The sequence below is a fragment of the Algoriphagus litoralis genome, from assembly GCF_003259255.1.
GTDB lineage: Bacteria > Bacteroidota > Bacteroidia > Cytophagales > Cyclobacteriaceae > Algoriphagus > Algoriphagus litoralis.
Window position 1 is genome coordinate 66,236 of record NZ_QGOL01000011.1, and the last position, 24,448, is coordinate 90,683.

Consider the following 24,448-nt stretch of genomic DNA (forward strand, 5'->3'; position numbering starts at 1 on the left):
TGAATGTTTAGCCATATTTTGCAATACGTACGAAATCTGAATTAAACTCAAACTTATGTTTTTTACCCTGATCCGTTTACAATATCTGAAGAGTTTGCGCTCAACCTCTTTTGCAAAAAGCGTGATGACAAATATCCTGATGGGATTTTTGATTTTGGTACTGTTGGGGTATGTGGTGGGGTTGGGCCTCTTACTTAAGTCCATACTTGATGTCGCTGCACCTGGAGAAGATTATATTGCTTTACTCAACAGCTACATGATTTACTTTTTTCTGGGGGAGTTTCTTTACCGGTATTTCATCCAAAAACTGCCAGTCATCGAGCTTGAAAGTCTATTGCACCTACCGATCGGAAAGGGAAGAATCATTCAAATGTTGCTGGTGAGATCATTTATTTCCCCGTTGAGCATTATCGCAATTTTGCTCTTTTTGCCATTCTCTTTGGAAGTTATCAGTGCCAAATTTGGGTTTTTTGGGGCATTTACATGGATTTCAGCTATTGCGCTCACAAGCTGGACGATCCATTGGTTTATGCTTTGGTTCAAGCAGCGCTTTGAAGATAGCCTGATTGGGTTATTTGTGATTTTCTTGGTGTTGGTCTTGGGAGCTGGATCCAGCTACATGGGTTGGTTTAACCTCGGAGAAATCATGAAACCGGTTTTTGACTTCTCCCTCAGCAGTCCGATTCCATTGATCGGAATGCTGGCTGTAATGATCGGTTCATACTTTCTTTGCTATAAGTTCTATGTTTCCAATGCATACCTTGAAGATCTTTCCGAGGAAGAGGATGTTCGATTTGTCAATCAATCTATTGGTCTTTTTTCCAGATTTGGATTGGCTGGCGAATTGGCAAATTTGGAATGGAAGCTGATCATCCGACACAAAAAGAGCCGAACCTACCTGATGCTGGCGGGATTCTTTTTGCTTTATGGATTGATTTTTTACAAAAATCCCCAATATGCCACTGAGGGCTCAGGTATCAATTGGATTTTTATTTTTGTAGGGATATTCATCACAGGCATTTTCATGCTTCAATATGCCCAGCTTTTTTTGAGCTGGAACTCAGCCAATTTTGATTTTTTCTTATCTAGAAAACAGGGAATAGAATCTCTGGTGAGAGGAAAATATCTCTTGTTTATCGGAGTTTCTTTTGTTTGTTTCCTTGCCTCGGTTCCATATACATTCTTCGGCTGGCAGTTTCTTCTGCTTCACATTTGCTGTCTTTTCTTCAACATCGGAATCTTGATGCACTTGATTATTTACTTTTCCCTTTGGAAGCCAAAGCCCATGGACTTGAATAAAGGTGCGATGTTCAATTATGAAGGCGTGGGAGCTGCGCAGTTTCTGATGATATTGCCCATGTTTTTGGCACCTTACGCGGTCTATTTGCCTTTCTATTTCTTATTCAATGAATATGTAGGCCTTTTGGCTTTGGGAGTAATCGGCCTCATTGGCTTATTGGCTTTCAAGCCCTTGTCCCAAATCAATATTAATCGAGTACTCCGAAACCGTTACGAAATTTCTTCCTCTTTCCGTCAAGAACTATGATCCAGATCTCTCAACTCAAAAAGCAATACAAAGAAGCCCTTGTCCTTGATGTGGACTCGTTGGAAATCCCTTCCGGCGAATGTTTTGGCTTGGTCGGGAATAACGGAGCTGGTAAGACGACACTGTTCCGAATCATCCTTGACTTGGTCAGAGCCTCCTCAGGCTATGTGAAAATCAACGGTGAGGACGTGAGCAAAACAGAAGCTTGGAAAGCCAAAACCGGCGCCTATCTGGATGAGCACATGCTGCTGGCATACTTGACACCAGATGAGTATTTTGAAACACTGCGGGTGATCTATGGCATGTCAGTCGCTGATCTTAAAAACCACCTAGACCGCTTCACTGAATTGTTCAATGATGAGGTATTGGGAAAAAAGAAATACATCCGTGACCTCTCCAAAGGAAATCTAAAGAAAGTGGGAATCGCTGCTGCGCTGATGGGAAATCCGGATGTTGTCATGCTGGATGAGCCCTTTGAAAACCTAGATCCGAGTTCACAGATACGGCTTAAAAAGTTAATTCTTAGGGAAAAAGAAAATTCCAAAATCACATTCTTGATTTCCAGCCACGATCTGAATCATGTCACTGAGATCTGTGAGCGAATAGTGTTGTTGGAGAAAGGAAAAGTGATTCGGGACTTGCGGGAAAAAGCTGAAATGATGAGTGAGTTGGAGGCGTATTTCACAGGCTAATCCAATTGGAATCTCGTTCACTTTACTTTTACTATAGGATAGCCTAAGCCAAAAGAGCTTTAAAAATCAGAAAGCCTCCTGAATCCAGGAGGCTTTTTTGTGGAGCTGGTGGGATTCGAACCCACGTCCAGATAAGGAAACACCGTACCGTCTACATGCTTAGTCATCGGTTGTTTTTTCGACCACGCTATGCTGGATGACACACCTGAGCGAGGCTTATCGATTTGGCTTAGGCCTGCTTAATCGCATCACAGGCAGCAGTCCGATCAAGTCGACACCCCGAAATCCACCCCGAAAGGACGGGGGGCGGAGGGATGTGGCTGGGGAATCACTCTCGTGACTCAACCCTTTAAGCGATCTATCCGATTAGGTTAGATTAGGCAGCCATGGCGTAAGAAGTTTCGCCATTTATCATTCGTATGAATCTTTCAAGGCCGTACATACTCCAGCCTGCATGCGAGCCCGATCTTTACACCTACTGTCAAAACCGGTCAGCCCCATTTGTTTTGGGATGACAAAAGTAATTCAAATTTGGTTCCGTTTTTAAAAATTACGAAGTACGAAATACGATTTACGAGGCCTTGGATAGAAATTTAGTGATTCGCTCTAGGAAACCTTCTTACTTTTTAACTTTTCAACCTTCCAACTCCAATTTCAATATTCAAATCTTCCAATTTTTCAATCCTCTTAAAAATCAAAACCTTATCGAAAAACTTTCCAAAAGGCGCTTTTTCTGGTCGCCGGAATATCCACTTTTTTATATCTTGCAGCAATGGAAAACTTCGTCGTCTCGGCAAGAAAATACAGACCGGCAGATTTTAAAAGCGTCGTGGGGCAGCAGCACATCACTACCACGCTCCAAAATGCTATCTCCAACAACCACCTAGCTCAGGCATTCTTATTTTGCGGACCGCGTGGCGTGGGGAAGACAACTTGTGCCCGAATCCTTGCCAAGACCATCAATTGCGAAAACGTCACCAACAATGAAGCCTGCGGGAAATGTGACTCCTGTGTTTCGTTCCAAAACAACGCCTCATTCAATATCTACGAGCTTGATGCGGCGTCCAACAACTCCGTCGATGATATCCGCAACCTTGTGGATCAGGTACGCTATGCTCCGCAAAAAGGCCAATACAAGGTCTATATCATTGATGAAGTGCACATGCTCTCGACTGCAGCCTTCAACGCGTTTTTGAAGACGCTAGAGGAGCCTCCGAAGTATGCGATTTTTATTTTGGCTACTACGGAAAAGCATAAAATCATCCCAACTATCCTTTCCCGTTGCCAGATTTTTGATTTCAACAGAATTCAGATCAAGCACATTGCCGATCATCTGAGGGAAATAGCAGAGAAAGAAAAAGTCGATTACGAGGACGAAGCACTTCGCTTGATAGCTACCAAAGCCGATGGTGCACTTCGTGATGCGCTTTCCATTTTTGATTTGATTGTCACCTACTCTGCTGGTAAAAAAGTCACCTACAAAGAGACAATTGATAATTTAAACATCCTTGATTACGATTATTACTTCAAAGTCGTGGATGCGCTCTTGGCGGAGGACCTTTCGGCTACTTTATTGATCTTCGATGAAATTCTGAAAAAGGGCTTTGATGGTCACAACTTCATCGTTGGCCTGAGTGAGCACTTCAGAGATTTACTAGTGGTCAAAGATGAGGCGACGGTTGAACTACTTCAGGTTTCGGAAAGCGCCAAGGAGCGTTACATTCTTCAAACTCAGAAATCCTCTGTGTCATTTTTATTGTCAGCCTTGAACCTGGCCAATCAGTGCGATATCCACTACAAAGCCAGCAAAAATCAGCGGCTTCATGTGGAATTAGCCTTGATGAAAATGGCTAAACTCCCACAGGCCTTTCGCTTGGCATCGCTAGCCACTATCGAGGCAAAAAAAAAAGCCTGAGTGAACAAGCTGAGGTAGTCCCTGAGCCTACAGCAAATCCGTCTCCTATTCCTGTCGATTTTTCGAGTTCAAAAAAGACTCCGCTCAAGACCACTATAGCCATTCCTACCAGTCTTTCTCACACCAAAAAGCTGGTAGATGAAAAAGCAAGACAAACCGAAGAGGCATCGAAAGTAAGACCTCAGGAAGTAGTGGAAGTCAAACCCTCAGTCCATTCACTCACCTTGACTCAGGAACTTCTTGATGCGCAGATTGGCCTGATTCGAGCAGAATTCAAGAAGGCAGGTAAAAATCTGGAGCTCGCTATTCTGGATCAACCTATCAAAGTGAAAGCTGGTGGCGAACTAGTATTGGAAGTGGCTGGTCACGTCCAAGAGGAAATTGCCGGTAAAATGAAACCCGAACTAGTCGGATTGATCAGGCAGTATACCGGTGCAGATCGTGTCTTGATTTCGGTGGAATTGACCGAAGAGGTTGAAAGCGATGTCCCTAAGCTCTATACTAATTCCGATAAGCTGAATCACCTGCTAAAAAAGCATGGAGCCTTGGCAGATCTTCAGCGTAGGTTTGGCTTGGAAGTCGATTTTTAAAAGTCTAGAGAAATCCCAAAATTGATCAGATTTTGGAATTGGACTGCTTGTTTTGAAGTGCCGTCATCCTGCCGAATAAATACCTCCTCATCGTAAATCAAGGCAGTTTCGATTCGGGTAGAAATGAATTTGTTCACCTTTAATCTGATGATGGAGTTAAGATTGACGACCATATTTCCAAAACTTTCATAGTTTGAAAATAGGTTTAAATCGGCCTTCCAAGATACATTTTCCATCAGTTTGACGTCCACAATTCCCACCGCGAAGGACATCCCTGCCTCAGCTCTCACATGCTCTCCGGGCATCACGCCAAATGCTCCTACGTTGCTCAGGGAATCATTCATTACGATGGTAAATCGTCCGGTGAACGGAGACAAAATAACCGAAATCCTGCTTTTATCTTCGTAGGTTTTTCGGTAATTCAGACCAGTGGAAGATTGCAGGTATCCGGGAGAAAGCAAGTCTGAAATCTTGGTACGGACATCTACCTCGCTTCCCGCAGGTCGGGAATATTTAAATCCTTCCAAAAGTTGCGTTCTCGCATCCAGCTGGGTGGTGAGGTACATTACTTCGGATAACTGGCGACCATAATTGCTGACAAAAACGAAGTTGTCGTTTGTCTTTCGTGTTTCAAATTGGCGATCAGATTGCCTATTGAAACCTAGATTGATCGTCAGTTGGGTGTCCCAGACTTTAGAGTCTTTTTTGTAATTGGCAAAGAGAGAAATTCCGGAATTAAGCGCAAAAGAACTCGCTCCACCTGCCGCCCAATTGCTCAGCGTAACCTGTTGGATATTGAGGTTATAGTTTCCTCCTGTCTTCCAAAAGATCTCCTTCACCGGTTCTTCTACCAGAATCGAATCTCCCAGCATCAAGAGGGTGTCTCCATTGATCAGCACAGTATCAGGAATAATCAATCGATCCTGAGCCCACGCAGAAAAGCTCAAAATGAAAAATAGAATTCCTGAAAAAAGAAAGGATTTACGCATTCAAGGAAAATTTGACGGGCAGATCAGGGCTTGAAGATAACCAATTTCTGCCCGATGCTGATGATGTTTTGACTTCCGATATTGTTCCAGGATTTTAAATTTTCGACTGAAACTCCATATTTTCTGGAAATGGCAAAGAGCGTCTCGCCCTGAGCTACGGTATGAGTTACCCGGTTAGGTTGAGCCTCTTTCACAGGTTCATTCATAGTGTTAGGCTTGGTTTCTACCGGGGTAGATTCCACCGAAACTACAGCAGTTTTATTTTGAGGAATGGGTTGATTTACTGGTACGACAGGGATTTCCTCTCCACGTTTCCTCGGTTCCCTGAGATTCAATACCATGCCTGCCTTGAGATCTGCATCCTTTCTGATCCGATTTTTTGATTTGAGTGAGGCCAGTCGGATACCATACTTCTGAGAGATTGACCAAAGTGTCTCACCCGGTAAAACGATATGCGTCTCTACCTCGGCACTTGATTTTTTCTTTTCCGTGTAGTAGTATTTTCCAGTTTCGATTCGCTCCCCATTTTCCATGTCATTTAACCTCAAAAACTTCTTTTCCTTCACCCCTATCTCATCTGCAAATTTGCTTGGCGTGGTGGTTTTCGCTGCTAAAACCCCATCCAATTCGTTGACAGTGATCTGATTGGGTTGATTTGCTTTGGTCGTATTTCCTGAAATTCTTGGGTAAGAATTTGCCTGCTTATAAGCAGGGGAATTTTTGGCAGGTGCTGTGGAGGTTTGGGATTTTTTGGGTTTGTCTTCAGATTTAATCACAGCTGGCTCGATAGGAAGATTTCCCTCTTTGATAAAGAAGACCGTAAAAGTCCCCGAAGGGACTTTCCCATTTCCGGCCCATTTATTGAATTCTTTGAGGTGCTCTTCACTCACTCCAAATCGCTTGGAAAGCGTAGCCATGCTGACAGGCCCCTGCACTGTCATTTCCACCAGCTTTTGATTGGAAACGAATGTGCCAAACTGATTTTCATAGGCAATCTTATGCGCTAAGTATTTTTTAAAATACCAATGGGTATTGCGGTCAACTTCGATTACTTTTTTGCCTGAATACTGATTGCCAAAGTAAGCTTTGGCGCCACCAAGTCCCATCTGGTAGGAGACCAGGGCAGTCATCCAGTTATTCAGGGCGTTGTTGTGTTTTTTGAGATAAACCGCAGCTCCGCGTGAAGCAGTGGCGATATTCTTTCGCTCGTCGACCTGAGCGTCGACTCTTAAGCCTACCTCTTCTGCGGTGCCCTGTTTGAATTGCCAGAAACCTACCGCATTTGAAGTAGAGACAGCGTCGGCTATAAGGCCGCTTTCTTGAATGACTAGGTATTTCAGATCCTCCGGCACACCCTGACTTCTCAATTCGCGCTCCACGATGGGCATATAAAGATTTATTCGATCCTGCTTGACCTTGAAGTAGGTTGGATTTCGGTATTGTGCGTCGACGTCCAGCTGAATTTCCCGTTGGGCTTGAGGAGTGATTTTAACAGTCAAATCTGCGAATTCCAGTTGAGCGGGAACCTGTGGGATTTGAGCAGATACTGGAGCTATTCGGAGAAAAATGAAAAGAAAAGGAATCAGTAATATTTGCTGGGATTTCATCGAAAGGTACTTTCGTTTTATTTATCCTTGCTGTGCAAAAATGATTCCCATTTTGTTAGAATTAGAGTTTTCTAGCCATCAATACCCCGTCCCGAATTGGTAGAAGAATATTTTCTACCCGGGGATCATCTTGGACCTTTTGATTGAAATCCAAAAGTGCTTTGGTGTCCTTGTCGATTTTTTGTCCTGGTTCTACTAGAATTTTGCCAGACCAAAGGACATTGTCTGCCAGAATGATACCGCCGCTAGGTACCTTATCAATCACCAAGTCAAAATAATCTGCGTAGTAAAACTTATCTGCGTCGATAAATACCAGATCAAAAGGCCCCTCCAGTGTGGGAATAATTTCACGCGCATTCCCTAATTGGTAGTCGATTTGTTCTGCTAGGCCACTTTCTTCAAAAAATCCCCGAACCATCGTTTCCAGCTCGTCATTAATATCCAGTGTGATGAGTTTACCGCCTTTCTTTAGCCCTCTTGCCAGACAAATACCCGAATATCCCGTGTAAGTTCCAATTTCTAGAATGGTCTTGGGCTGATGCATTTTGACAAAAAACTCCAGCATTTTTCCCTGAAGATGACCAGAGATCATGCGAGGCATCAGAACTTTGGCTTGAGTTTCCCGTGTGATTTTTTTCAAAAGCGCATCTTCATCACTGGTGATGGATTCACAATAGGCCAAAAGCGCCGGATCAATAAATTCCATTTTTAATTGGGGGTGTAAATTAAATAGCTGAGCTGCACAGGATTGAAAATTTCCTGTGCGATTTCCTGAATTTGTTCGGCAGTGGTTGATCGGATTTTATCAAAAATCACATCCAATGGATCGATTTTGTCGTGATCGATTAAACTTTTACCATAAACCAACATCAAGGCGGCATAATTTTCCTCAGCCATGGCCATTTGACCGATAGCCTGTTCTTTAGCCATGTGAAGTTGAGTACTTCCGAGCTTTTTACTTCGCAGTCGTTCCATTTCCCGATGGATGATTGTCATGGATTTTTTTAGTGTTTTTTCTTCTGTGCCAAAGAAAATTCCAAAAAATCCGGTGTCGGAGAAGGCCTGATAGCTCGATTCGATACTGTAAACGTAGCCGTGATTTTCCCTGAGGGAAAGGTTCAACCTGCTGTTCATCGTAGGCCCGCCAAGGATATTATTCAGGAGGTAAAGCTTAAATCGGTTTGGGTCGTGGAGGGAATAGGCAGGTCGTCCAATAGCACAAAGTGATTGTGTCACGTCTCGGGAAATTGTCTTTCTCTTTGGGACATAATCATGGAAGCCGCTCCGGACATACAGCGTGTGTTTGGCTTGAATCTGGCTCAAGGGGCCTTCTATCGCCTTTAAAACCTTCTCAAAAGTGATGTTTCCTACGACCGAAAAGACAATCTCGGATGTGTCCAATCGGGAAGAAATGAAATCAAAGAAATCCTGCTGGGTAAATCGGGAGACTGTCTCTTCCGTTCCCAAAATATTTCGGCCCAAAGCATGATTGGCAAAGACCAATTCATCCAACTCATCCTGAATCGAATCATCCGGGGAATCTCGATACATGGCCATTTCCTCCAAGATCACTTGTCTTTCCTTTTCGATCTGCTTGGTTGGAAAAGTGCTATTGAAAGTGATATCAAACAGTAATTCGGCAGCTTTATCGTAGTGTTCCTTCAGGATGGAGGCGTAGAAGCAGACTTTTTCCTTGGTGGTGTAAGCATTGAGTTCACCTCCAAGGGACTCAAGGCGATTGATGATGTGAAAAGTTTTTCGCTTGTGGGTGCCTTTGAAAGCCATATGCTCCCAGAAATGTGCCAATCCTTCCAGTTCTTTGTCTTCATCCCTGCTTCCGATATTGAGGATAAATCCACAGTGGACGATTCGGGTATGGGTGATTTGCTGATGAACGATGCGAATCCCGTTTGGTAATTCTTTAATATTTAACTGCATGCTGATATTCTGTCTCCACGTCGGAAAATACACATAAATGCTAAAACTGTAATGATGGGAATTTAATTCAGGAAAGAACTGAATTGTTACCTTTAGGGTGAAAATAATTGGATTGAAAATTCTCCATTACTACATGAAATATATTCCACTACCCAAAGAACTCTATATCCGTAACCGCGCTAAGCTTGCTTCCAAAATGGCAAAGAATTCTGTGGCCGTATTTAATGCCAATGATATCATGCCAACCAATGCGGACGGCACGATGAAGTTTCGGCAAAATAATGACTTGTTTTATCTCTGTGGAATCGACCAGGAAGAGACCATTCTGCTGATCGCTCCTGATTGTCCTAATCCAGCCTGGCGGGAAGTGCTTTTCCTCAGGGAAACCAACGAGCATATCGCTGTCTGGGAAGGTCACAAATACACCAAAGAGGAGGCAAAAGCTGCTTCTGGAATTGAAAATGTCCAATGGCTCTCTGCTTTCGATAATATTTTTAGCTGGGTGGCAAATCTCTCTGAGCGAATCTACCTCAATACCAATGAGCATCTCAGGGCAGGGATCGTAGTGGAGACACGTGATGTCCGATTTATCAAAAGCTGCAAAGAACGCTATCCCCTACATACTTACGAGCGAGTGGCTCCAATCATGCACGGACTTCGCGGAGTGAAAGAACAGGAAGAAATCGATCAGATGCAGGTAGCCTGTGATATCACTGAGAAGGGTTTCCGCCGAATCCTTTCCTTTGTAAAACCCGGAGTAACGGAATATGAAATCGAAGCTGAGTTTATCCATGAGTTTATCCGAAACCGCAGCAAAGGATTTGCTTACGAACCTATTATTGCGTCAGGTTCCTCAGCATGTGTGCTACACTATATCGAAAACAACAAGGCCTGTCTCGATGGAGAGCTGCTGCTTATGGATGTGGGAGCCGAATACGGGAATTACAATGCAGATATGACCCGCACGATTCCGGTCAATGGCAGATTTACCAAGAGACAACGGGCGGTTTATGATGCAGTTTTAAGGGTACACAAAGAGGCTTCGAATATTTTAAGACCTGGAACTAACATTCAGGATTACCACAAAGAAGTCGGCCTGATTATGCAATCCGAATTAATCGGTTTGGGCTTGATTGATCAGACCGATATCAAAAACCAGGATCCGAACTGGCCGGCATATAAAAAATATTTCATGCACGGAACTTCGCACCATTTAGGTTTGGATGTGCATGACGTGGGGACGATGCATTATCCGATCACTCCAGGGATGGTGTTTACTGTCGAGCCGGGGATTTACATTCCTGCTGAGGGAATTGGGATTCGATTGGAAAACAATATTGTGATCCAGGAAAACGGCTTTTTCGATCTAATGCTAAACATTCCGATCGAGGCCGAGGAAATTGAGGAGTTGATGAATTCGTAAACTAATTCGAGGAAAGAGAACTTTTCCAAACTTTCAAACTTTGGAAAAATTCTTTACATAATACTTAAAACTCTCCAGAACTAATTTGGGGAGTTTTTCCTTTTTAGTGTATAGAAAAAAGTATATTGGTGTATAAACTTCATTATCATGAGAACGAACATTGAAATTAATCAGAATTTGATCGAAGAGATTATGAAGATGACCTCGATAAAAACAAAAAAAGAAGCAGTTCACCTTGCACTTGAGGAATTCTTAAGAAGACTAAAATTAAACGAATTGGCAGGCATGGCAGGGGAAATTGAATGGGAGGGAGATCTTGAGGAGATGAGAATTGAAAAGTAGTCGAGATGCAAGTTTTGGTTGATACTAGCGCATGGATTCATTTTTTCAGAGACTCTAATCCTGTGATTCGAGAGAAAGTTAGATCGTTACTTTATGAGGACAAAGCAGTGATTTGTCCAATCATCTTGCAGGAAATTTTTCAAGGCATGAAATCTGAAATGGAAGCTGAAAGAGTATCGCATTTTTTCAATTTTATCCCAAAACTGAAAATTGACCCATATTTGGTGGCTTTTGGCGCTGCTGAGATTTACAGAGATTGTAAGAAAATGGGCATTACCATCACGAAAAGTCCGGATTGTCAGATTGCATTTTTCTCCAAGTTGGAGGGGCTCCCTTTGCTCCATGATGACAGGGATTTTTTTAATATTGCCAAAGTAATCGATCTTCAGTTCTTTTAAAAAATAAAAAACCCTCTCAAAAACTAATTTGAGAGGGTTTTTAAAGTTATTCTTAAGGGAAGAATTACCCGATAGAAATTCTCTTGAATGCATTTACAGTCATTCCATTGCTTACCCCGTCGCGGTGGCTTTTGATCAAAGCACGATTTCTGTTAAAAATGGAAAATCATCAAAGGGTTGGATTAATTCTAAGAGCTGATTATCTCGTCTTACACCTGTAGGAATGTAATAAGATAAGCCGCAAAGAATTGTTTTCTTTTTCGCAGTGTACTTTAGCGAAATAATTTCTGTCTCATTTGCTTGAATTACATATTCAAAGTTAGGTTCATCAGGTATTGACAACAAGAGGGTATTGTCATAAATTCTAATATCCGCATCGGGAACAGCGAATTGACTTGCTGGATTGAATCGAATGCTTTCTCCCCTTACAAGAGTTATGTTATTTGGGTCAAGAGTTCCGTTTTCAATCAAATTGTTTCCACTGGAATCGACTAGTTTGAGGTAAAGGGAAGGGAATGCGGGATCATACCTTTCGCAGTCAACTTCATCATCTACGTTCGAACAATTGGAAAAAAGAAAACCGATTAGAATGAATATAATAAACTTTTTCATCACCTTTTGGAAGTTACTATTTTTGGATCAGCTCGATGGTAACTGGATAAAGCGGATCAATTTCTTTATCCCATAAAGTCTTTCCATTTTGGGTGATTTTAGTTAGATGTCTGGGATTCTCAGCAGAATTGAATGAAAAACTGAGTGTGTCTGCCAAGACTTGGCTCCATTGAATAAAGCCTTCAATCTCTTTTTTATTGCCATTGTACAAAAATTGGATCTGGGCTCTCAGGATTCCATTTATTTCAACTGGAGCTATTCCGAAAGGGTTGTCTAATATTTCTCCTCCTTCGACCCGATACATTTTTGCTTCTCCATTTTCTATCAGGAAAAGTCTGGTTTTACTAATGTCAACTGCTCCTTCCGTCTGAGGATCTAGTAAATTGTTTGCTTCAGAATTCTGGAGATTGACATAAAATTCCTGGGAAATAACCATGTCACAACAGTCACGCCTATCAATGCAGCCAGTAAATGATACTAAAATCAAAGCAAGGTAAAATAGAAGTTTATTTTTTTTCATGATGTTAAAACTATGTAACGCAACCATACAACAAAACGCTACTCAATATCATTGTTGTTCAAGAATATAAGCAAGAAAATAGTTCAGGGTAAATAGCAAAAACCCTCCCAGATCGCTCCGAGAGGGTTTTTTAAAGAAGTTTAATTGGGAAAATTACCCGATAGAAATTCTCTTGAATGCATTTACAGTCAAGCCTTTGCTCACACCGTCCAGGTATTGCGCGATAGACTTGGAGTTGTCTTTCACAAACTGCTGGCTCAACAAAGTATTTTCTTTGTAGAACTTCTGAAGCTTACCCATCGCGATCTTTTCAAGCATTTCTTCTGCTTTTCCTTCCGCTCTTGCTTGCTCTTTTCCGATTTCGATTTCTCTTTCGATCGTAGAAGCATCTACCCCGTCTTTGTCAACAGCTACAGGGTTCATCGCTGCAATCTGCATGGCTACGTCCTTACCTGCTTCCTCTACGTCAGTTCCAGAAGTATTCACCAATCCTACCAATACACCCAATTTGCCATTAGAGTGAACGTAAGGCACTACAGTCTCTGCAGTGATGATTTCAAAATGAGAGATATCGATTTTCTCACCGATTTTACCAGTCATTTCGACAATTTTCTCAGCTACAGTGATTGACTCGAAAGGAAGTTCCAAAACAGCTTCTTTAGAAGTCGCTCCGTTAGCTACAGCGATATCAATTAGGGTGTTCGCAAAAGTTCCGAATTCTTCATTTTTAGCCACGAAGTCAGTCTCACAAGTCAAAGAAAGCAAAGTTCCTTTAGTACCGTTTTCAGTTACTCTTGTCGCTACTACTCCTTCTTTGGTTTCACGGTCAGCTCTGGATGCAGATACTTTTTGACCTTTTTTTCTGAGGATGTCTACTGCTTTTTCGAAGTCGCCTTCCGCTTCAGTCAAAGCTTTTTTGCAGTCCATCATACCGGCACCGGTCATTTGTCTCAGTTTGTTTACGTCTTGTGCAGTGATTGCCATTGTGTGATCTGTTTATATTTTTAAACTGGATATGTTCGTTAATCTGGATAAAACAAAAAATTGAACATCGACCGAGGCCGGATGTTCAATTTTTATTAGTACTAAATCAAATGTGGATTATTCTTGTGTTTCAGCGTCCACAGCTCTTTTTGCTTCTTCCTCTTCAGAAAGTTTAGCATCGTCCTTGTCTCTTTTGCGCTCAGAAAGTCCTTCTTCGATAGCAGCTCCGAAAGCTTTTACCAAAAGAGAAACTGACTTGAATGCATCATCATTGGCAGGGATCGGGAACTCTACCTCGTTCGGGTTGGAGTTGGTATCTACCAATGCGAAAACAGGGATGCCAAGCTTTTGAGCTTCAGCGATCGCGATGTGTTCTCTTTTGATGTCCACAACAAAAAGCGCTGCTGGAAGTCTGCTTAGGTCAGCGATACCGCCCAATACACTTTCCATTTTCTCTTTGTCACGGCTCACCATGAGACGCTCCTTTTTAGCCAAGTTCTTGTAAGCGTCCTCTTTCATCAATTTCTCGAGAGAAGACATCTTTTTGAGTGACTTGCGGATCGTAGCGAAGTTGGTCAACATACCACCCAACCATCTTTCGGTCACGTAAGGCATGTTCAGACGCTGAGCTTCTGCAGCTACTAAGTCTTTGGCTTGTTTTTTCGTAGCGACAAACATGATTTTTTTGCCGGAACGAACGATTTGCTTCACTGCGTTGGATGCTTCTTCGAGGCAGGCAAGCGTTTTGTTGAGGTCGATAATGTGGATACCGTTCTTCTCCATGAAGATATATGGAGCCATTCTTGGATCCCACTTTCTCGTCAAGTGTCCGAAATGGACACCAGCATCCAGTAAGTCTTTGTATTCGATTTTTGACATGAATGAAATTGTTTTCTATTGAATGAAGTAAGTTCCGATTAACGCTTGGAGAATTGGAATCTTCTTCTTGCTTTTCTACGTCCTGGCTTCTTACGCTCGACCATTCTTGGATCACGGGTAAGGAAACCTTCTTTTTTCAATGCTGATCTGTGCTCAGCATCAAACTCACACAAAGCTCTGGAGATCGCCATTCGGGCTGCTTCAGCCTGACCTTTGATTCCTCCTCCATCTACATTGATCTGGATGTCGTAGTTGCCATCCACGCCCACTAGGGTCAATGGCTGCTTTACCACGATCTGGTGAAGATCAAATGGGAAGTAAACTTCGATTGATTTGTTGTTGACGGTGATCTTGCCATTTCCTGGAGCCATGTAAATACGGGCTACAGAGGTCTTTCTTCTACCGATTTTGTTGATCATTTCCATGATTTAGGAGATTAAAGGGTGATGGCTGTTGGCTGTTGCGCAGTATGAGGATGCTCAGCACCTTCATATACGTACAGATTGCCGTACAATTTGCTTCCCAATCGGTTTTTAGGCAACATGCCTCGTACAGCTTTCTCAACCAAGATTGCTGAAGACTTCTGCTTCAACAGTCTAGGGGTAGAGATTCGCTGTCCACCTGGGTAACCGGTATGACGCACATATACTTTTGCGTCCCACTTGTCACCCGTCAGTCTGACTTTGTCAGCGTTGATTACAATGACGTTGTCACCGCAATCGACATTAGGAGTGAAGCTTGGCTTCGTCTTTCCTCGCAAGATTTTTGCTACCTCACTCGCCAATCGTCCTAGAATTGCAGCTTGGGCATCCACTACCACCCACTGCTTTTCTACTGTGGAAGAATTGGCTGAGATGGTTTTATAGCTCAGAGTATCCACTGTGTAACTGTTTAATTTTTAGCTTGTTATTAATTTATCGACCCCAAAAAGGGACACAAAGATAGAAGTATTTTATTTTTCATCCAAACTATTTCCAATCCTAAGTCCTAATTTTCATGCGTTTAGGAATTTTCTCTGCAAATCAGCCTGGAATTTACCACTTGTTTTTCCGGTTTAACCGTTTTTCTCCAGCTGTTGGACCAGTACCTGAAAATCCTTTGGGTAAGGCGCTTCCACTTTTATCGCCTGACCATCAAGCCCCTCAAACATGATCGAATAGGCATGCAACGAAACTCGCTGCATAATCGGTAATTCTTCCGTCTCTTTTTTCAGATTGAACCTGCGCTTTAAAGAGGACAGATAAAGAATGTTTCCTCCATAGAGCGTATCACCGCATATCGGTGACTTGAGGTATGCCAAGTGAACCCGAATCTGATGCAGACGACCCGTGATGGGTTTGCATTCGACTAAGGTATGTTTATAGTAGGTCTTCAGGGTATTGAATATCGTCTGGGCAGGTTTTCCTTCTTTGCTGACTTTGGCGATTCCTTTGTTGTTGGACAGCAGGTTGCGATCTACCAGTTCTTCCTTGAATTCTTTGATGCCTTCGACCACTGCATGGTAGACTTTTTCGACCTTTCTACCTTCAAACTGCATGGCCACATGCCGGTATGCCGCTGGATTTTTTGCAATCACCAAGCATCCCGAGGTCTCCTTGTCTAAGCGATGGCAGAGTTGCGGGTCTGTGGTATGCATTCGGGCAAGATCCAGGATGTTTTGAGCCTCGTGCCGGTCATCTAAGCTGGACAGGTACGGCGGCTTGTTGATCACCAGGTAATCCTCGCTTTCAAACAGAATAAGTTTTTGAAAATCTACTTTCTTCATCGATAAATCGCTTCACTTGAAGCGGCTGCAAAAGTAGGCATTTGACGAGTCGGAAAAAAATGGGGGCTTGAATTGGGTTTGACCTTATTTTCTTTCTAGCTCTTTTATTAACCGCAAAGAACGCGAAGTAGCGCAAAGTTTTTTCATATAATGACAAGCATGTTCAAGGCAGGATTTTCAAAGAAAGCGGCTTTATGGGTTTTTGCTTTATATGATCTATAAATTACCCGTTTGGCTCGCCCTTTTCCAAGGTCACAGAGGCCGTTCGCTTCGCTCTTTGATCCTAATTGCAAGACTATTGGCGTCAGTCAGGTGGCGGGAATGACAAATCCTGGATGTAAACTACAAGGAGATATTTCTCAGCTTTCAAGCCTTTTTGAAGTTTTCAGCCTTTCTTTGCTTTCTTTCAAGTAATAAATGTCAAAGTCAAACGCCAGTTCAGTACTTCGGGAAGTCAATGTCACCCGATATGTCATGCCTCTGCGTGAAGGAGGTTCCCTGCCTGCCTTGGCTGAGGCCGACGATGGATTCAATTATGTATTGAAATTCAAAGGGGCCGGGCAGCGGGAAAAAGCGCTGATTGCTGAATTGATAGGTGGCGAATTGGCAAGGCGAGTAGGATTCAAAGTTCCTGAAATTGTCTTTGCAAATCTGGACGCTGCTTTTGGCAATTCCGAAGGCGATGAAGAAATCCAGGATTTGCTGAAAAGCAGTCAAGGATTGAATCTTGCGCTTCATTTTCTCTCCAAGGCACTGACTTTTGATCCCGGAGCCAGCCATTTAGATGAAGAATTAGCATCCCGAATCGTTTGGTTTGATGCGTGGATTACCAATGTGGATCGGACCTTTCGCAATACCAATATGCTGATCTGGAATCGGGAACTTTGGCTTATAGACCATGGAGCGTCTTTGGTATTTCATCATTCCTGGGAAAATTGGGAAAAGCATGCGTTGAGTCCATTTTCAATGGTGAAAGATCATGTTTTGCTTCCCAGAGCTTCAGCTTTGGAAAAAGCGGATGAGGCGATGAAGCAAATCATATCTTCTGAACTGATCGATGAAGTCGTGCAAATGGTGCCTGATGAGTGGATTTTAGCTTCCCGGGATACCGAAACTGCGGAAGAGGCTAAGGAAGTTTATGCTTCTTTTTTGAAAATGAGGCTGGCTAATACACAAGTGTTTTTAACTGAAGCGATCAATGCAAGGAAAGCACTTATTTGAATACGCGGTCATTCGCCTAGTTCCACGGGTGGAGCGGGAAGAGTTTATCAATGTGGGAGTGGTGATCTGCTGCAAGCGACAGAATTTTATCCAATGCCAGATCCATTTAGATAAGGAAAAAGTGCTGATGTTGGACTCTGAGGCGGATTTTGACCTTTTTAGAAACTATCTGGATTCCTTCGAAAAAATCTGCAAAGGAGAAAACCCGGAGAATCCAATTTCCCTTCAAGATGCTGCATCACGATTTCGTTGGTTGACGGCTATTCGCAGTTCCATGCTTCAGACTTCTCGTCCGCATTCAGGATTTTCCTTGGATTTGGAAGAATCCTTGGCAAGTCTGATGAAGGAGTATGTCCTTTAAACAGGAGCAGATTTTACATCCACCAAAGTATCCTTTTCCAAGTTTTTCTTATCCTTGATCAGTGGCAAGGAGAAACTAAAGATAGATCCTTTTCCTACTGTGGAACTTACCGAGATTTTGCTTTGGTGGCCTTCTAGGATGTGTTTGACAATCGCCAATCCCAGTCCTGTTCCGCCTTCTTTTTTGTTTCGGCTCTTCTCCACCCGATAGAATCGCTCAAAGATCCGCTTCAGGTCATCCGGAGGAATGCCTTGTCCATCGTCTTTGATGTCCACTTGGAGTGAACTCTTGCTGGCCTTTAGGGACACTTTCACTTCGCCTCCGTCGTGATTGTACTTGACTGCGTTATAGATTAAGTTCTGGCAGACCCGGTAGATTTTCTGGTGATCCGCCTTGGTGATGTATGTTTTTTCGTGATCGAAAGTGAATTCAATCTTTATTTTACGTTTGCTCGCTTTGTGTTCGAGTTCTTCGATGACTTCTTCAATAAGCAGTTTCAGATCAAATTCCGTGAAAATGAACTTGATCACGCCACTTTCCATCTGATTCAAGGTCAACAGATCCTGAACCAGCACATCGAGTGAATCCAAGCTTTTAGCGGCACGCTTCAAAAACTTCAATCTGACTTGCTTGTCCTCTATCGCTCCATCCAAAAGCGTATGAATATAACCCTGTGCGGAAAAAATCGGTGTTTTCAACTCGTGTGAAATATCTGCAATAAACTCCTTTCTGAATTCTGCAGTCTTTTGCAGGGTATCAATTTCCTTTTGCCTTGCCAAAGCATAGGAATTGATCACGGAGTTGATTTTTCGTAGGGGAGAAAGCGAAGACCGAAGAGACTTGTCACTGATCTCTGAGAGGTCTTTTTTCTGGATTTTTTCCAGCAAAGAATAAATATTTCCTATCTCCCGGAAGACCAAAAACTCCAGCGTAATGGTGATCAATAAGTAGGAAACAGAAAAAGAAAGACCCCAAGCCACCAACAATAACGTCGCACTGGCATCTGGCATTAAGGAGAGAAAGGCAGCCACTAGTGCCGAGATGGCAAAGGCCAAAACCAATGAAATTCCTCTCGAATTTGTCAGCATTTTTTATCCCAAATCGAACTTGTACCCTACACCTTTTACAGTAGAGATGTAGTCTTCACCGATTTTTTCGCGGACTTTTCGAATGTGCACATCGACTGTACGGGCCAGGACAAATACATCAGATCCCCAGATGTTGTGCAGCAATTCGTCTCTACTGAAAACGATATTAGGGTTTTTGGCAAGGAAATACAACAATTCAAATTCCTTCTTAGGCAGCGTGATGGTTTTGCCTGATTTATCGATGGTGTAGCTTCCCCGGTCAATGGTCAAGTCTTTGACTTTGATTTGAGCTTGTTCTTGTTCCTTTTTGGACTCTCTTCTGAACAAAGCAGAGATTCTACTCATCAGAGCCCGTGGTTTGATCGGTTTGGTGATGTAATCATCCGCTCCCACGTCGAAGGCAGCTACTTCGGAGTATTCTTCCATCCGGGCGGTGAGGAAGATGATAAAGGTATTTTTCAGTTCCGGAATTTGTCTGATTTGAAGACAGGTCTCTACACCATCCTGATTGGGCATCATGATGTCCAACAGGATCACATCTGGTTGAAACTTGGAGGCGATTTTTACGCCCTTAATTCCGTCTTCAGCAGTAGCTACTTCATAGCCTTCTTTCTGAAGGTTGTACTTTAAGATCTCTACGATATCCGGTTCATCATCTACGACCAGGACTTTGATCTTTTGCTTTTCGCTCATGGAGGAATTGCTTTAAGGTTCGGTTAAAATTAATCAATTATTGTCCATCCAAACCAAACAAAAATTGGCGAACATAGGAAGAATGAAAAGAAATGGATCGAAAATCCATCAAAATCTCCTCGATGTTAATTTGATGTTAAGTCAATGTAAATTAATTATTTCGAAGTCCTTTGGCTGAAGAGATGTCCACATTCAGGGACCCGATGAATAGATTGGCCTTGATCTTAACAGGTATTTTGTTCTGGTCTTTAGTGACCCAAACTTTCACCGGAAAGTCACCGCGGAAGAGTTTGTTTTGTGGGATCAGGGGAGAAAAAATGTAGGTATCAAACACCCCGAGACTCGTCTCGATCTGTTCGGTTCCCTCGTATATTAATTTTAGGTTATATATTTCTTTATCAAAAAAACCGTTGATCGTGATGGATTGTCCCTTCTTGAGATTGGTGAGATCCATTGATCTGAGATAATAAAATCCACTGACCAAATCCTGGACTTGCCCGGGTAAATCATACTCCTTTACTTCCTTGAGGGTACGGTTGTCCCGATCGAAAAGCTCCATTTTCGCCTTCCTGTTTTTCTGATCAAAATGGACTTTTTCGTTTTTCCGGTATTTACCCTCTTCGATATATCGGTAAGAAAGAGAAGGTAGGAGGGTGCTGGTGTCGATATGTGTGCCCCAGTTGTCATTTACCCGTCCAAATATTGTCGCAGCGCCTTTGGTCTTTCCGTAGGCATCTACTTTGTAATGGGGTCTGGAATTCTCAGTAATTGCCCGTTTGCTCACTTGAAGTTTGGCTTCAGCCAGACTAAGCCAGCCATAGGTGACGTCAAACTGCAATTCTTCCCCAAAAGTAAATGCCGAATTCCCTTGGATATTTTGACCAAAAGTTGGTGAAAGGGAAAATAAGATCAGAAGTGAAAAGAAAACAGTTTTCATTAGATGCCTGACAATACCTGACAATTTTTCGTCTATTCGAAAGGTATTACGAAAAAAAGAATCATTTGATCGATTAAAAATACGAATTTGGCACTTCGAAACAATAGCCCATGCCACCTTGGTTATGCCTTTGTCTTTCGTTAAATTCACCACCATTTGAAACTTTTATAATTTTAATACCATGAGTAATAACGCAGAAAAACTGAAAGCTTTACAGCTAACCATAGATAAGCTGGAAAAAACTTACGGAAAAGGTGCCGTAATGAAGTTAAGTGACAATAAAGTCCTGGATATTCCAGCTATTTCTACTGGTTCCTTGGGACTGGATATGGCTTTGGGTATTGGCGGGATACCTAGAGGAAGAGTGATTGAGATCTATGGACCTGAGTCATCAGGTAAAACGACTTTAACTTTACACTGTATAGCAGAAGCACAGAAAGCCGGTGGCCTTGCTGCTTTTATTGATGCGGAGCATGCTTTTGACAAAACCTACGCAGAGAAATTAGGTATCGACACAGAGAATCTTCTGATCTCCCAGCCTGACAATGGTGAGCAAGCGCTGGAAATTGCCGAGCATCTGATTCGATCTGGAGCAATTGACATTATTGTAATTGACTCTGTGGCAGCTTTGGTTCCAAAGGGCGAATTGGAGGGAGAAATGGGCGAAAGTAAAATGGGCCTTCAGGCCAGATTGATGTCTCAAGCTCTGAGAAAGTTGACCGGGGCTATCCACAAGACAGGTTGTGCCTGTATTTTTATCAACCAGTTGAGGGATAAGATCGGCGTCATGTTTGGAAGCCCTGAGACTACTACCGGTGGAAACGCGCTGAAATTCTATGCCTCTGTCCGTCTGGATATCCGTCGTGTCGGTCAGATCAAAGAAAATGCGGACAACATTCTTGGAAATAGAACACGGGTGAAAGTGGTGAAAAACAAAGTTGCTCCCCCTTTCAAAGTCGTGGAATTTGACATTATGTATGGACAAGGAATCTCTAAAGTCGGCGAAATCATCGATCTGGGAGTGGAATTAGAAATCATCAAAAAGGCAGGCTCTTGGTTCTCCTACAATGGCGAAAAATTGGGTCAAGGAAGAGATTCTGTAAAAAATCTTTTGCTTGATAATCCGGAGCTGATGGATGAATTGGAAGGTAAAATCAAATCTGCTTCCGGCCTGCTACCTACCGAACCGACTGTTTCTTTAGAAGATTAATTCAGGAAAAAGTGGACATAAAAAAAGGAGGCGAAAGCCTCCTTTTTGCATTAAAGATGTTCCAATTAGGCTGTTCGAATCGCCTCCACAGGATCCATTCGCGCTGCAAGTGTAGCAGGTACGATACCGGCTACCACACCGATGATCGAAGAAACTCCCAGTCCGAGTATGATATTGTTGAAAGATAGTATCAAATCAAGACTGCCCAACTGGACAAAACTCAGAAAGTAGACCAGCAGGATTCCTGTACCCCCACCAATCAAGCTAAGGCAAACAGCCTCAAACAAGAATTGGAAAAGAATGAAATAATTTTTTGCACCTAGAGATTTTTGGATACCAATGATGTTGGTCCGCTCCCGGACCGAAACAAACATGATGTTTGCGATACCAAAGCCGCCGACCAAAATTGAGAAGCCTCCAATGACCCATCCGGCTACAGAAATCACATCGAAGATTGATCCGATTGCGTTTTGGATAAATTCAGTTTTGTTCAGTGCGAAATTATCTTCTTGAGTAGGTTTTAGTCCTCTTTTGGCCCGTAGTAACCCGGTTAATTCGTTTTCCAAAGCCACTAAGCCAATGTCAGTATCGAGGCCTTTGGCGGCGATTGTCGGCTCCAAACCATTTCTGCCCGTGTAGTACATTTTGTTGAAGGCACCATAAGGAATCAGACAAGCCTCGTCTTTGGAGGGAAGATCAAGAAATCCCTCTCCCTCTTCTTCAAAAATCCCCACTACAGTAAACTTCATCCCTTTGATTTTCACCTCTTTGCCGATAGCAGGTTGGTTTGGGTATAGGGTGTTTGCAATTTTTTTACCCAGAATGGCCAAGTTTCGGGAAGCGTTGATTTCAGATTCTGTGAAGTATCGTCCTTCTTCCAGAGCAACTTCAAAAACATCCTGATAGGTGTATTCCACACCCGTCAATGCCATTCCCTCAAATGCGTTGCTTCCTGCTTGAATTGTAGCAGTGGCAGAAGCAGAGATAGTGACGGCAGAGGCATTTTTGACTCGTTCTTCAATAAATCGGTATTCGGCTAAAGTACCGGGAGGACGTTGGAAATACTTCCACCAAGGATAATCCTGGGGACCATTTGCAAAGGGGAATCGATCCACCCGCATCACATTTGTGCCCAAAAAGGCGAATGAGGATTTGATTTTTCCCTCCAATGAATCGACCAAGGTAAATACCGCAATAATTGCGAAAATGCCCACTGTGACCCCTAAAAGAGACAAAATGGTACGAGTCAGATTGGATTTTAGCGCCGTGACGGCGAAGCGGAAACTTTCCCAGGTTAATTGGAAAAACAGCATGCTCAGAATAGTTGGTTAAAACAATTTGTCAAGTTAGCTGATTTTGGACATTATTGTTATTAACTTTGCATTTTTTAAAGCATTTATCAGAGTCTCAAAATCTAATTAAGATTCAAAAGCTCCCATATGAAATCTAGCAGCTACGTGAGGTCAATTAAATTTGTTGATCGAGGGTGCATGATTACGTTTGGCTCAAGAAAGAAAAATATAAATACATGAAATCTAGTATGTCTCACTTGTCACTTGTAAAGTTGATGATTTGCGATGCGAGATTCTCCCGATGAAATATCGGGATAGGCTATCTGACCATTAAAAATAAATTATAAACAGATGAAATTATCAGACTTCAAATTTGACGTCCCTAAAAAACTGATTTCTCTCTATCCTACTGAAAACCGAGATGATTCACGTCTAATGGTAGTGCACCGGAAGACAGGTCAAATCGAACACCGAATATTCAAGGATATCCTTGAATATTTTGAAGAGGGGGATGTTTTCGTGACCAACGATACCAAAGTTTTTCCGGCCCGATTGTATGGGAACAAGGAGAAAACAGGCGCCAAAATTGAAGTTTTTCTACTCAGAGAGCTTAATGCGGAGCTAAGACTTTGGGACGTACTGGTAGATCCTGCCAGAAAGATCCGAGTCGGCAATAAACTATATTTCGGAGATTCAGATCTAGTAGCTGAAGTGATTGACAACACTACTTCTAGAGGTCGTACGATCCGTTTTCTGTTTGACGGCAATCACGAAGAGTTTGAAAAAACGATCGACACCCTCGGAGAGACACCGCTTTTAAAGGAGATTATTGAACGAAATATCGAGCCTGAAGACAGAGAGCGATATCAGACTGTTTTCGCTAAAAATGTAGGTGCCGTAGCCGCACCGACTGCAGGTCTTCATTTTACTCCACAATTATTGAAAAGACTGGAGTTGAAAGGTGTCGAAGTGGCCCCGATTACACTTCATGTAGGCTTGGGTACTTTCCGTCAGGTCGATGTGGAAGATCTGACCAAACACAAGATGGATTCAGAAAATTATTCCATTCCATCAAAGACTGTTGATCATGTCAATGCCGCATTGGATGCTAAAAAGCGTGTGGTCGCTGTGGGTACCACTTCACTAAAAACAATCGAATCCTCAGTCACTGCTGGGGGAAGATTGAAGGAAAGCAGCGGATGGACTGATAAATTCATCATCCCGCCTTATGATTTCAAAATCGCAAACGCATTGATTACCAATTTCCACTTGCCTGAATCGACCTTGCTGATGACCGCATCTGCATTCGGCGGCTACGATTTGGTGATGAAAGCTTACAAGGAGGCAATCAAAGAAAAGTACCGGTTCTTCTCCTATGGAGATGCGATGCTGATTCTCTAAAATATAAAGCTCCGAAAGGGGCTTTTTTTTTAACTTCAATCTCGA

At 42.7% G+C, this 24,448-nt stretch carries 26 protein-coding genes and 1 other RNA gene; 11 read left to right on the forward strand and 16 right to left on the reverse strand.

Going from position 1 to position 24,448, the window contains the following annotated elements:
* Nucleotides 1–55: 55 nt before the first annotated feature.
* Together DK188_RS13360 and DK188_RS13365 are read left to right on the forward strand one after the other, a co-directional pair.
* Nucleotides 56–1,546 (forward strand): DUF5687 family protein, encoded by a 1,491-nt coding sequence (locus DK188_RS13360; RefSeq protein WP_111671327.1) that lies wholly within the window; start codon nucleotides 56–58, stop codon nucleotides 1,544–1,546.
* On the forward strand, nucleotides 1,543–2,238 hold the full coding sequence (locus DK188_RS13365) for an ABC transporter ATP-binding protein (protein WP_111671328.1): 696 nt from the start codon (nucleotides 1,543–1,545) through the stop codon (nucleotides 2,236–2,238). The genes DK188_RS13360 and DK188_RS13365 overlap by 4 nt, the downstream gene beginning before the upstream one ends.
* 97 nt (nucleotides 2,239–2,335) lie before the next feature.
* Here DK188_RS13365 and ssrA read toward each other — a convergent pair.
* Nucleotides 2,336–2,737: a transfer-messenger RNA gene (gene ssrA, locus DK188_RS13370) on the reverse strand.
* 273 nt (nucleotides 2,738–3,010) lie between these two features.
* On the opposite strand from ssrA, the gene DK188_RS13375 reads away from it, so the two are divergent.
* Both DK188_RS13375 and DK188_RS13380 read left to right on the forward strand, forming a co-directional pair.
* On the forward strand, nucleotides 3,011–4,153 hold the full coding sequence (locus DK188_RS13375; protein WP_111671329.1) for a DNA polymerase III subunit gamma/tau: 1,143 nt from the start codon (nucleotides 3,011–3,013) through the stop codon (nucleotides 4,151–4,153).
* A 191-nt stretch (nucleotides 4,154–4,344) separates the two neighbouring features.
* A complete protein-coding gene (locus tag DK188_RS13380) occupies nucleotides 4,345–4,743 on the forward strand; it encodes a hypothetical protein (RefSeq protein WP_157963238.1) in 399 nt (132 codons plus the stop codon).
* On the opposite strand, the gene DK188_RS13385 is transcribed toward DK188_RS13380, so the two are convergent.
* The 4 genes from DK188_RS13385 to DK188_RS13400 all read right to left on the reverse strand — a co-directional run bounded on the left by DK188_RS13385 (nucleotide 4,740) and on the right by DK188_RS13400 (nucleotide 9,277).
* Entirely contained in the window at nucleotides 4,740–5,732 is a 993-nt protein-coding gene (locus tag DK188_RS13385; protein WP_111671331.1) for a DUF3078 domain-containing protein, read from the reverse strand. The two genes, DK188_RS13380 and DK188_RS13385, sit on opposite strands and share 4 nt — an antisense overlap.
* Before the next feature lie 23 nt (nucleotides 5,733–5,755).
* Complete coding sequence (locus tag DK188_RS13390; protein ID WP_111671332.1) at nucleotides 5,756–7,339, reverse strand: LysM peptidoglycan-binding domain-containing protein; 1,584 nt, start codon at nucleotides 7,337–7,339, stop codon at nucleotides 5,756–5,758.
* 61 nt (nucleotides 7,340–7,400) lie between these two features.
* Nucleotides 7,401–8,045, reverse strand: coding sequence for an O-methyltransferase (locus DK188_RS13395; protein WP_111671333.1), 645 nt, complete (start codon nucleotides 8,043–8,045; stop codon nucleotides 7,401–7,403).
* A 2-nt stretch (nucleotides 8,046–8,047) separates the two neighbouring features.
* Entirely contained in the window at nucleotides 8,048–9,277 is a 1,230-nt protein-coding gene (locus DK188_RS13400; protein ID WP_111671334.1) for a M16 family metallopeptidase, read from the reverse strand.
* A 133-nt stretch (nucleotides 9,278–9,410) separates the two neighbouring features.
* Between DK188_RS13400 and DK188_RS13405 the strand changes: the two genes are divergently transcribed.
* The 3 genes from DK188_RS13405 to vapC all read left to right on the forward strand — a co-directional run bounded on the left by DK188_RS13405 (nucleotide 9,411) and on the right by vapC (nucleotide 11,440).
* Complete coding sequence (locus DK188_RS13405; protein ID WP_111671335.1) at nucleotides 9,411–10,700, forward strand: aminopeptidase P family protein; 1,290 nt, start codon at nucleotides 9,411–9,413, stop codon at nucleotides 10,698–10,700.
* A gap of 147 nt (nucleotides 10,701–10,847) precedes the next feature.
* On the forward strand, nucleotides 10,848–11,042 hold the full coding sequence (locus DK188_RS13410; RefSeq protein ID WP_111671336.1) for a type II toxin-antitoxin system VapB family antitoxin: 195 nt from the start codon (nucleotides 10,848–10,850) through the stop codon (nucleotides 11,040–11,042).
* A gap of 5 nt (nucleotides 11,043–11,047) precedes the next feature.
* Nucleotides 11,048–11,440, forward strand: a complete 393-nt coding sequence (gene vapC, locus DK188_RS13415; RefSeq protein ID WP_111671337.1) for a type II toxin-antitoxin system VapC family toxin — start codon at nucleotides 11,048–11,050, stop codon at nucleotides 11,438–11,440.
* A 135-nt stretch (nucleotides 11,441–11,575) separates the two neighbouring features.
* On the opposite strand, the gene DK188_RS13420 is transcribed toward vapC, so the two are convergent.
* The 7 genes from DK188_RS13420 to DK188_RS13450 all read right to left on the reverse strand — a co-directional run bounded on the left by DK188_RS13420 (nucleotide 11,576) and on the right by DK188_RS13450 (nucleotide 16,200).
* Nucleotides 11,576–12,052: a hypothetical protein gene (locus tag DK188_RS13420; RefSeq protein WP_111671338.1), complete on the reverse strand. Its 477-nt coding sequence runs from the start codon at nucleotides 12,050–12,052 to the stop codon at nucleotides 11,576–11,578.
* A 16-nt stretch (nucleotides 12,053–12,068) separates the two neighbouring features.
* Nucleotides 12,069–12,572 carry a hypothetical protein gene (locus tag DK188_RS13425; protein WP_111671339.1) on the reverse strand — a complete coding sequence of 168 codons (504 nt, stop codon included), beginning with the start codon at nucleotides 12,570–12,572 and terminating at the stop codon, nucleotides 12,069–12,071.
* A gap of 153 nt (nucleotides 12,573–12,725) precedes the next feature.
* Nucleotides 12,726–13,556 (reverse strand): translation elongation factor Ts, encoded by an 831-nt coding sequence (gene tsf / locus DK188_RS13430; protein WP_111671340.1) that lies wholly within the window; start codon nucleotides 13,554–13,556, stop codon nucleotides 12,726–12,728.
* A gap of 117 nt (nucleotides 13,557–13,673) precedes the next feature.
* Nucleotides 13,674–14,435, reverse strand: a complete 762-nt coding sequence (gene rpsB, locus DK188_RS13435) for a 30S ribosomal protein S2 (protein ID WP_111671341.1) — start codon at nucleotides 14,433–14,435, stop codon at nucleotides 13,674–13,676.
* 38 nt (nucleotides 14,436–14,473) lie between these two features.
* On the reverse strand, nucleotides 14,474–14,860 hold the full coding sequence (gene rpsI, locus DK188_RS13440; protein WP_111671342.1) for a 30S ribosomal protein S9: 387 nt from the start codon (nucleotides 14,858–14,860) through the stop codon (nucleotides 14,474–14,476).
* 11 nt (nucleotides 14,861–14,871) lie between these two features.
* Nucleotides 14,872–15,315, reverse strand: coding sequence for a 50S ribosomal protein L13 (rplM, locus tag DK188_RS13445; protein WP_111671343.1), 444 nt, complete (start codon nucleotides 15,313–15,315; stop codon nucleotides 14,872–14,874).
* 174 nt (nucleotides 15,316–15,489) lie between these two features.
* On the reverse strand, nucleotides 15,490–16,200 hold the full coding sequence (locus DK188_RS13450; RefSeq protein ID WP_111671344.1) for an RluA family pseudouridine synthase: 711 nt from the start codon (nucleotides 16,198–16,200) through the stop codon (nucleotides 15,490–15,492).
* Nucleotides 16,201–16,617: 417 nt separating this feature from the next.
* Here DK188_RS13450 and DK188_RS13455 point away from each other — a divergent pair, with 417 nt between their 5' ends.
* A complete protein-coding gene (locus DK188_RS13455) occupies nucleotides 16,618–17,421 on the forward strand; it encodes a HipA family kinase (RefSeq protein WP_111671345.1) in 804 nt (267 codons plus the stop codon).
* Entirely contained in the window at nucleotides 17,399–17,782 is a 384-nt protein-coding gene (locus DK188_RS13460; RefSeq protein WP_111671346.1) for a DUF3037 domain-containing protein, read from the forward strand. The genes DK188_RS13455 and DK188_RS13460 overlap by 23 nt, the downstream gene beginning before the upstream one ends.
* On the opposite strand, the gene DK188_RS13465 is transcribed toward DK188_RS13460, so the two are convergent.
* The 3 genes from DK188_RS13465 to DK188_RS13475 all read right to left on the reverse strand — a co-directional run bounded on the left by DK188_RS13465 (nucleotide 17,779) and on the right by DK188_RS13475 (nucleotide 20,500).
* On the reverse strand, nucleotides 17,779–18,870 hold the full coding sequence (locus tag DK188_RS13465) for a sensor histidine kinase (protein WP_111671347.1): 1,092 nt from the start codon (nucleotides 18,868–18,870) through the stop codon (nucleotides 17,779–17,781). The genes DK188_RS13460 and DK188_RS13465 overlap by 4 nt on opposite strands.
* A 3-nt stretch (nucleotides 18,871–18,873) precedes the next feature.
* On the reverse strand, nucleotides 18,874–19,563 hold the full coding sequence (locus DK188_RS13470) for a response regulator transcription factor (RefSeq protein WP_111671348.1): 690 nt from the start codon (nucleotides 19,561–19,563) through the stop codon (nucleotides 18,874–18,876).
* Nucleotides 19,564–19,714: 151 nt separating this feature from the next.
* Complete coding sequence (locus DK188_RS13475; RefSeq protein WP_111671518.1) at nucleotides 19,715–20,500, reverse strand: DUF3108 domain-containing protein; 786 nt, start codon at nucleotides 20,498–20,500, stop codon at nucleotides 19,715–19,717.
* A gap of 181 nt (nucleotides 20,501–20,681) precedes the next feature.
* Between DK188_RS13475 and recA the strand changes: the two genes are divergently transcribed.
* Entirely contained in the window at nucleotides 20,682–21,710 is a 1,029-nt protein-coding gene (gene recA / locus DK188_RS13480; RefSeq protein ID WP_111671349.1) for a recombinase RecA, read from the forward strand.
* A 65-nt stretch (nucleotides 21,711–21,775) separates the two neighbouring features.
* Here recA and DK188_RS13485 read toward each other — a convergent pair whose 3' ends face one another.
* A complete protein-coding gene (locus DK188_RS13485) occupies nucleotides 21,776–23,023 on the reverse strand; it encodes an ABC transporter permease (RefSeq protein ID WP_111671350.1) in 1,248 nt (415 codons plus the stop codon).
* 330 nt (nucleotides 23,024–23,353) lie between these two features.
* Between DK188_RS13485 and queA the strand changes: the two genes are divergently transcribed.
* Nucleotides 23,354–24,403, forward strand: a complete 1,050-nt coding sequence (gene queA, locus DK188_RS13490) for a tRNA preQ1(34) S-adenosylmethionine ribosyltransferase-isomerase QueA (RefSeq protein ID WP_111671351.1) — start codon at nucleotides 23,354–23,356, stop codon at nucleotides 24,401–24,403.
* The last annotated feature ends 45 nt before the right edge of the window (nucleotides 24,404–24,448 follow it).

Excerpts from the sequence above, each read along its gene's own strand:
- DK188_RS13455 (WP_111671345.1), top strand. The coding sequence starts at position 16,618 with ATGTCAAAGTCAAACGCCAGTTCAGTACTTCGGGAAGTCAATGTCACC.
- queA (WP_111671351.1), top strand. The coding sequence starts at position 23,354 with ATGAAATTATCAGACTTCAAATTTGACGTCCCTAAAAAACTGATTTCT.
- DK188_RS13360 (WP_111671327.1), top strand. The coding sequence starts at position 56 with ATGTTTTTTACCCTGATCCGTTTACAATATCTGAAGAGTTTGCGCTCA.
- DK188_RS13365 (WP_111671328.1), top strand. The coding sequence starts at position 1,543 with ATGATCCAGATCTCTCAACTCAAAAAGCAATACAAAGAAGCCCTTGTC.
- DK188_RS13465 (WP_111671347.1), bottom strand. The coding sequence starts at position 18,870 with ATGCTGACAAATTCGAGAGGAATTTCATTGGTTTTGGCCTTTGCCATC.
- DK188_RS13450 (WP_111671344.1), bottom strand. The coding sequence starts at position 16,200 with ATGAAGAAAGTAGATTTTCAAAAACTTATTCTGTTTGAAAGCGAGGAT.
- DK188_RS13395 (WP_111671333.1), bottom strand. The coding sequence starts at position 8,045 with ATGGAATTTATTGATCCGGCGCTTTTGGCCTATTGTGAATCCATCACC.
- DK188_RS13375 (WP_111671329.1), top strand. The coding sequence starts at position 3,011 with ATGGAAAACTTCGTCGTCTCGGCAAGAAAATACAGACCGGCAGATTTT.
- DK188_RS13390 (WP_111671332.1), bottom strand. The coding sequence starts at position 7,339 with ATGAAATCCCAGCAAATATTACTGATTCCTTTTCTTTTCATTTTTCTC.
- DK188_RS13410 (WP_111671336.1), top strand. The coding sequence starts at position 10,848 with ATGAGAACGAACATTGAAATTAATCAGAATTTGATCGAAGAGATTATG.
- DK188_RS13385 (WP_111671331.1), bottom strand. The coding sequence starts at position 5,732 with ATGCGTAAATCCTTTCTTTTTTCAGGAATTCTATTTTTCATTTTGAGC.
- DK188_RS13420 (WP_111671338.1), bottom strand. The coding sequence starts at position 12,052 with ATGAAAAAGTTTATTATATTCATTCTAATCGGTTTTCTTTTTTCCAAT.
- DK188_RS13400 (WP_111671334.1), bottom strand. The coding sequence starts at position 9,277 with ATGCAGTTAAATATTAAAGAATTACCAAACGGGATTCGCATCGTTCAT.
- DK188_RS13405 (WP_111671335.1), top strand. The coding sequence starts at position 9,411 with ATGAAATATATTCCACTACCCAAAGAACTCTATATCCGTAACCGCGCT.
- rpsI (WP_111671342.1), bottom strand. The coding sequence starts at position 14,860 with ATGGAAATGATCAACAAAATCGGTAGAAGAAAGACCTCTGTAGCCCGT.
- tsf (WP_111671340.1), bottom strand. The coding sequence starts at position 13,556 with ATGGCAATCACTGCACAAGACGTAAACAAACTGAGACAAATGACCGGT.
- DK188_RS13425 (WP_111671339.1), bottom strand. The coding sequence starts at position 12,572 with ATGAAAAAAAATAAACTTCTATTTTACCTTGCTTTGATTTTAGTATCA.
- vapC (WP_111671337.1), top strand. The coding sequence starts at position 11,048 with ATGCAAGTTTTGGTTGATACTAGCGCATGGATTCATTTTTTCAGAGAC.
- DK188_RS13460 (WP_111671346.1), top strand. The coding sequence starts at position 17,399 with ATGCAAGGAAAGCACTTATTTGAATACGCGGTCATTCGCCTAGTTCCA.
- DK188_RS13470 (WP_111671348.1), bottom strand. The coding sequence starts at position 19,563 with ATGAGCGAAAAGCAAAAGATCAAAGTCCTGGTCGTAGATGATGAACCG.
- DK188_RS13485 (WP_111671350.1), bottom strand. The coding sequence starts at position 23,023 with ATGCTGTTTTTCCAATTAACCTGGGAAAGTTTCCGCTTCGCCGTCACG.
- recA (WP_111671349.1), top strand. The coding sequence starts at position 20,682 with ATGAGTAATAACGCAGAAAAACTGAAAGCTTTACAGCTAACCATAGAT.
- rpsB (WP_111671341.1), bottom strand. The coding sequence starts at position 14,435 with ATGTCAAAAATCGAATACAAAGACTTACTGGATGCTGGTGTCCATTTC.
- DK188_RS13475 (WP_111671518.1), bottom strand. The coding sequence starts at position 20,500 with ATGAAAACTGTTTTCTTTTCACTTCTGATCTTATTTTCCCTTTCACCA.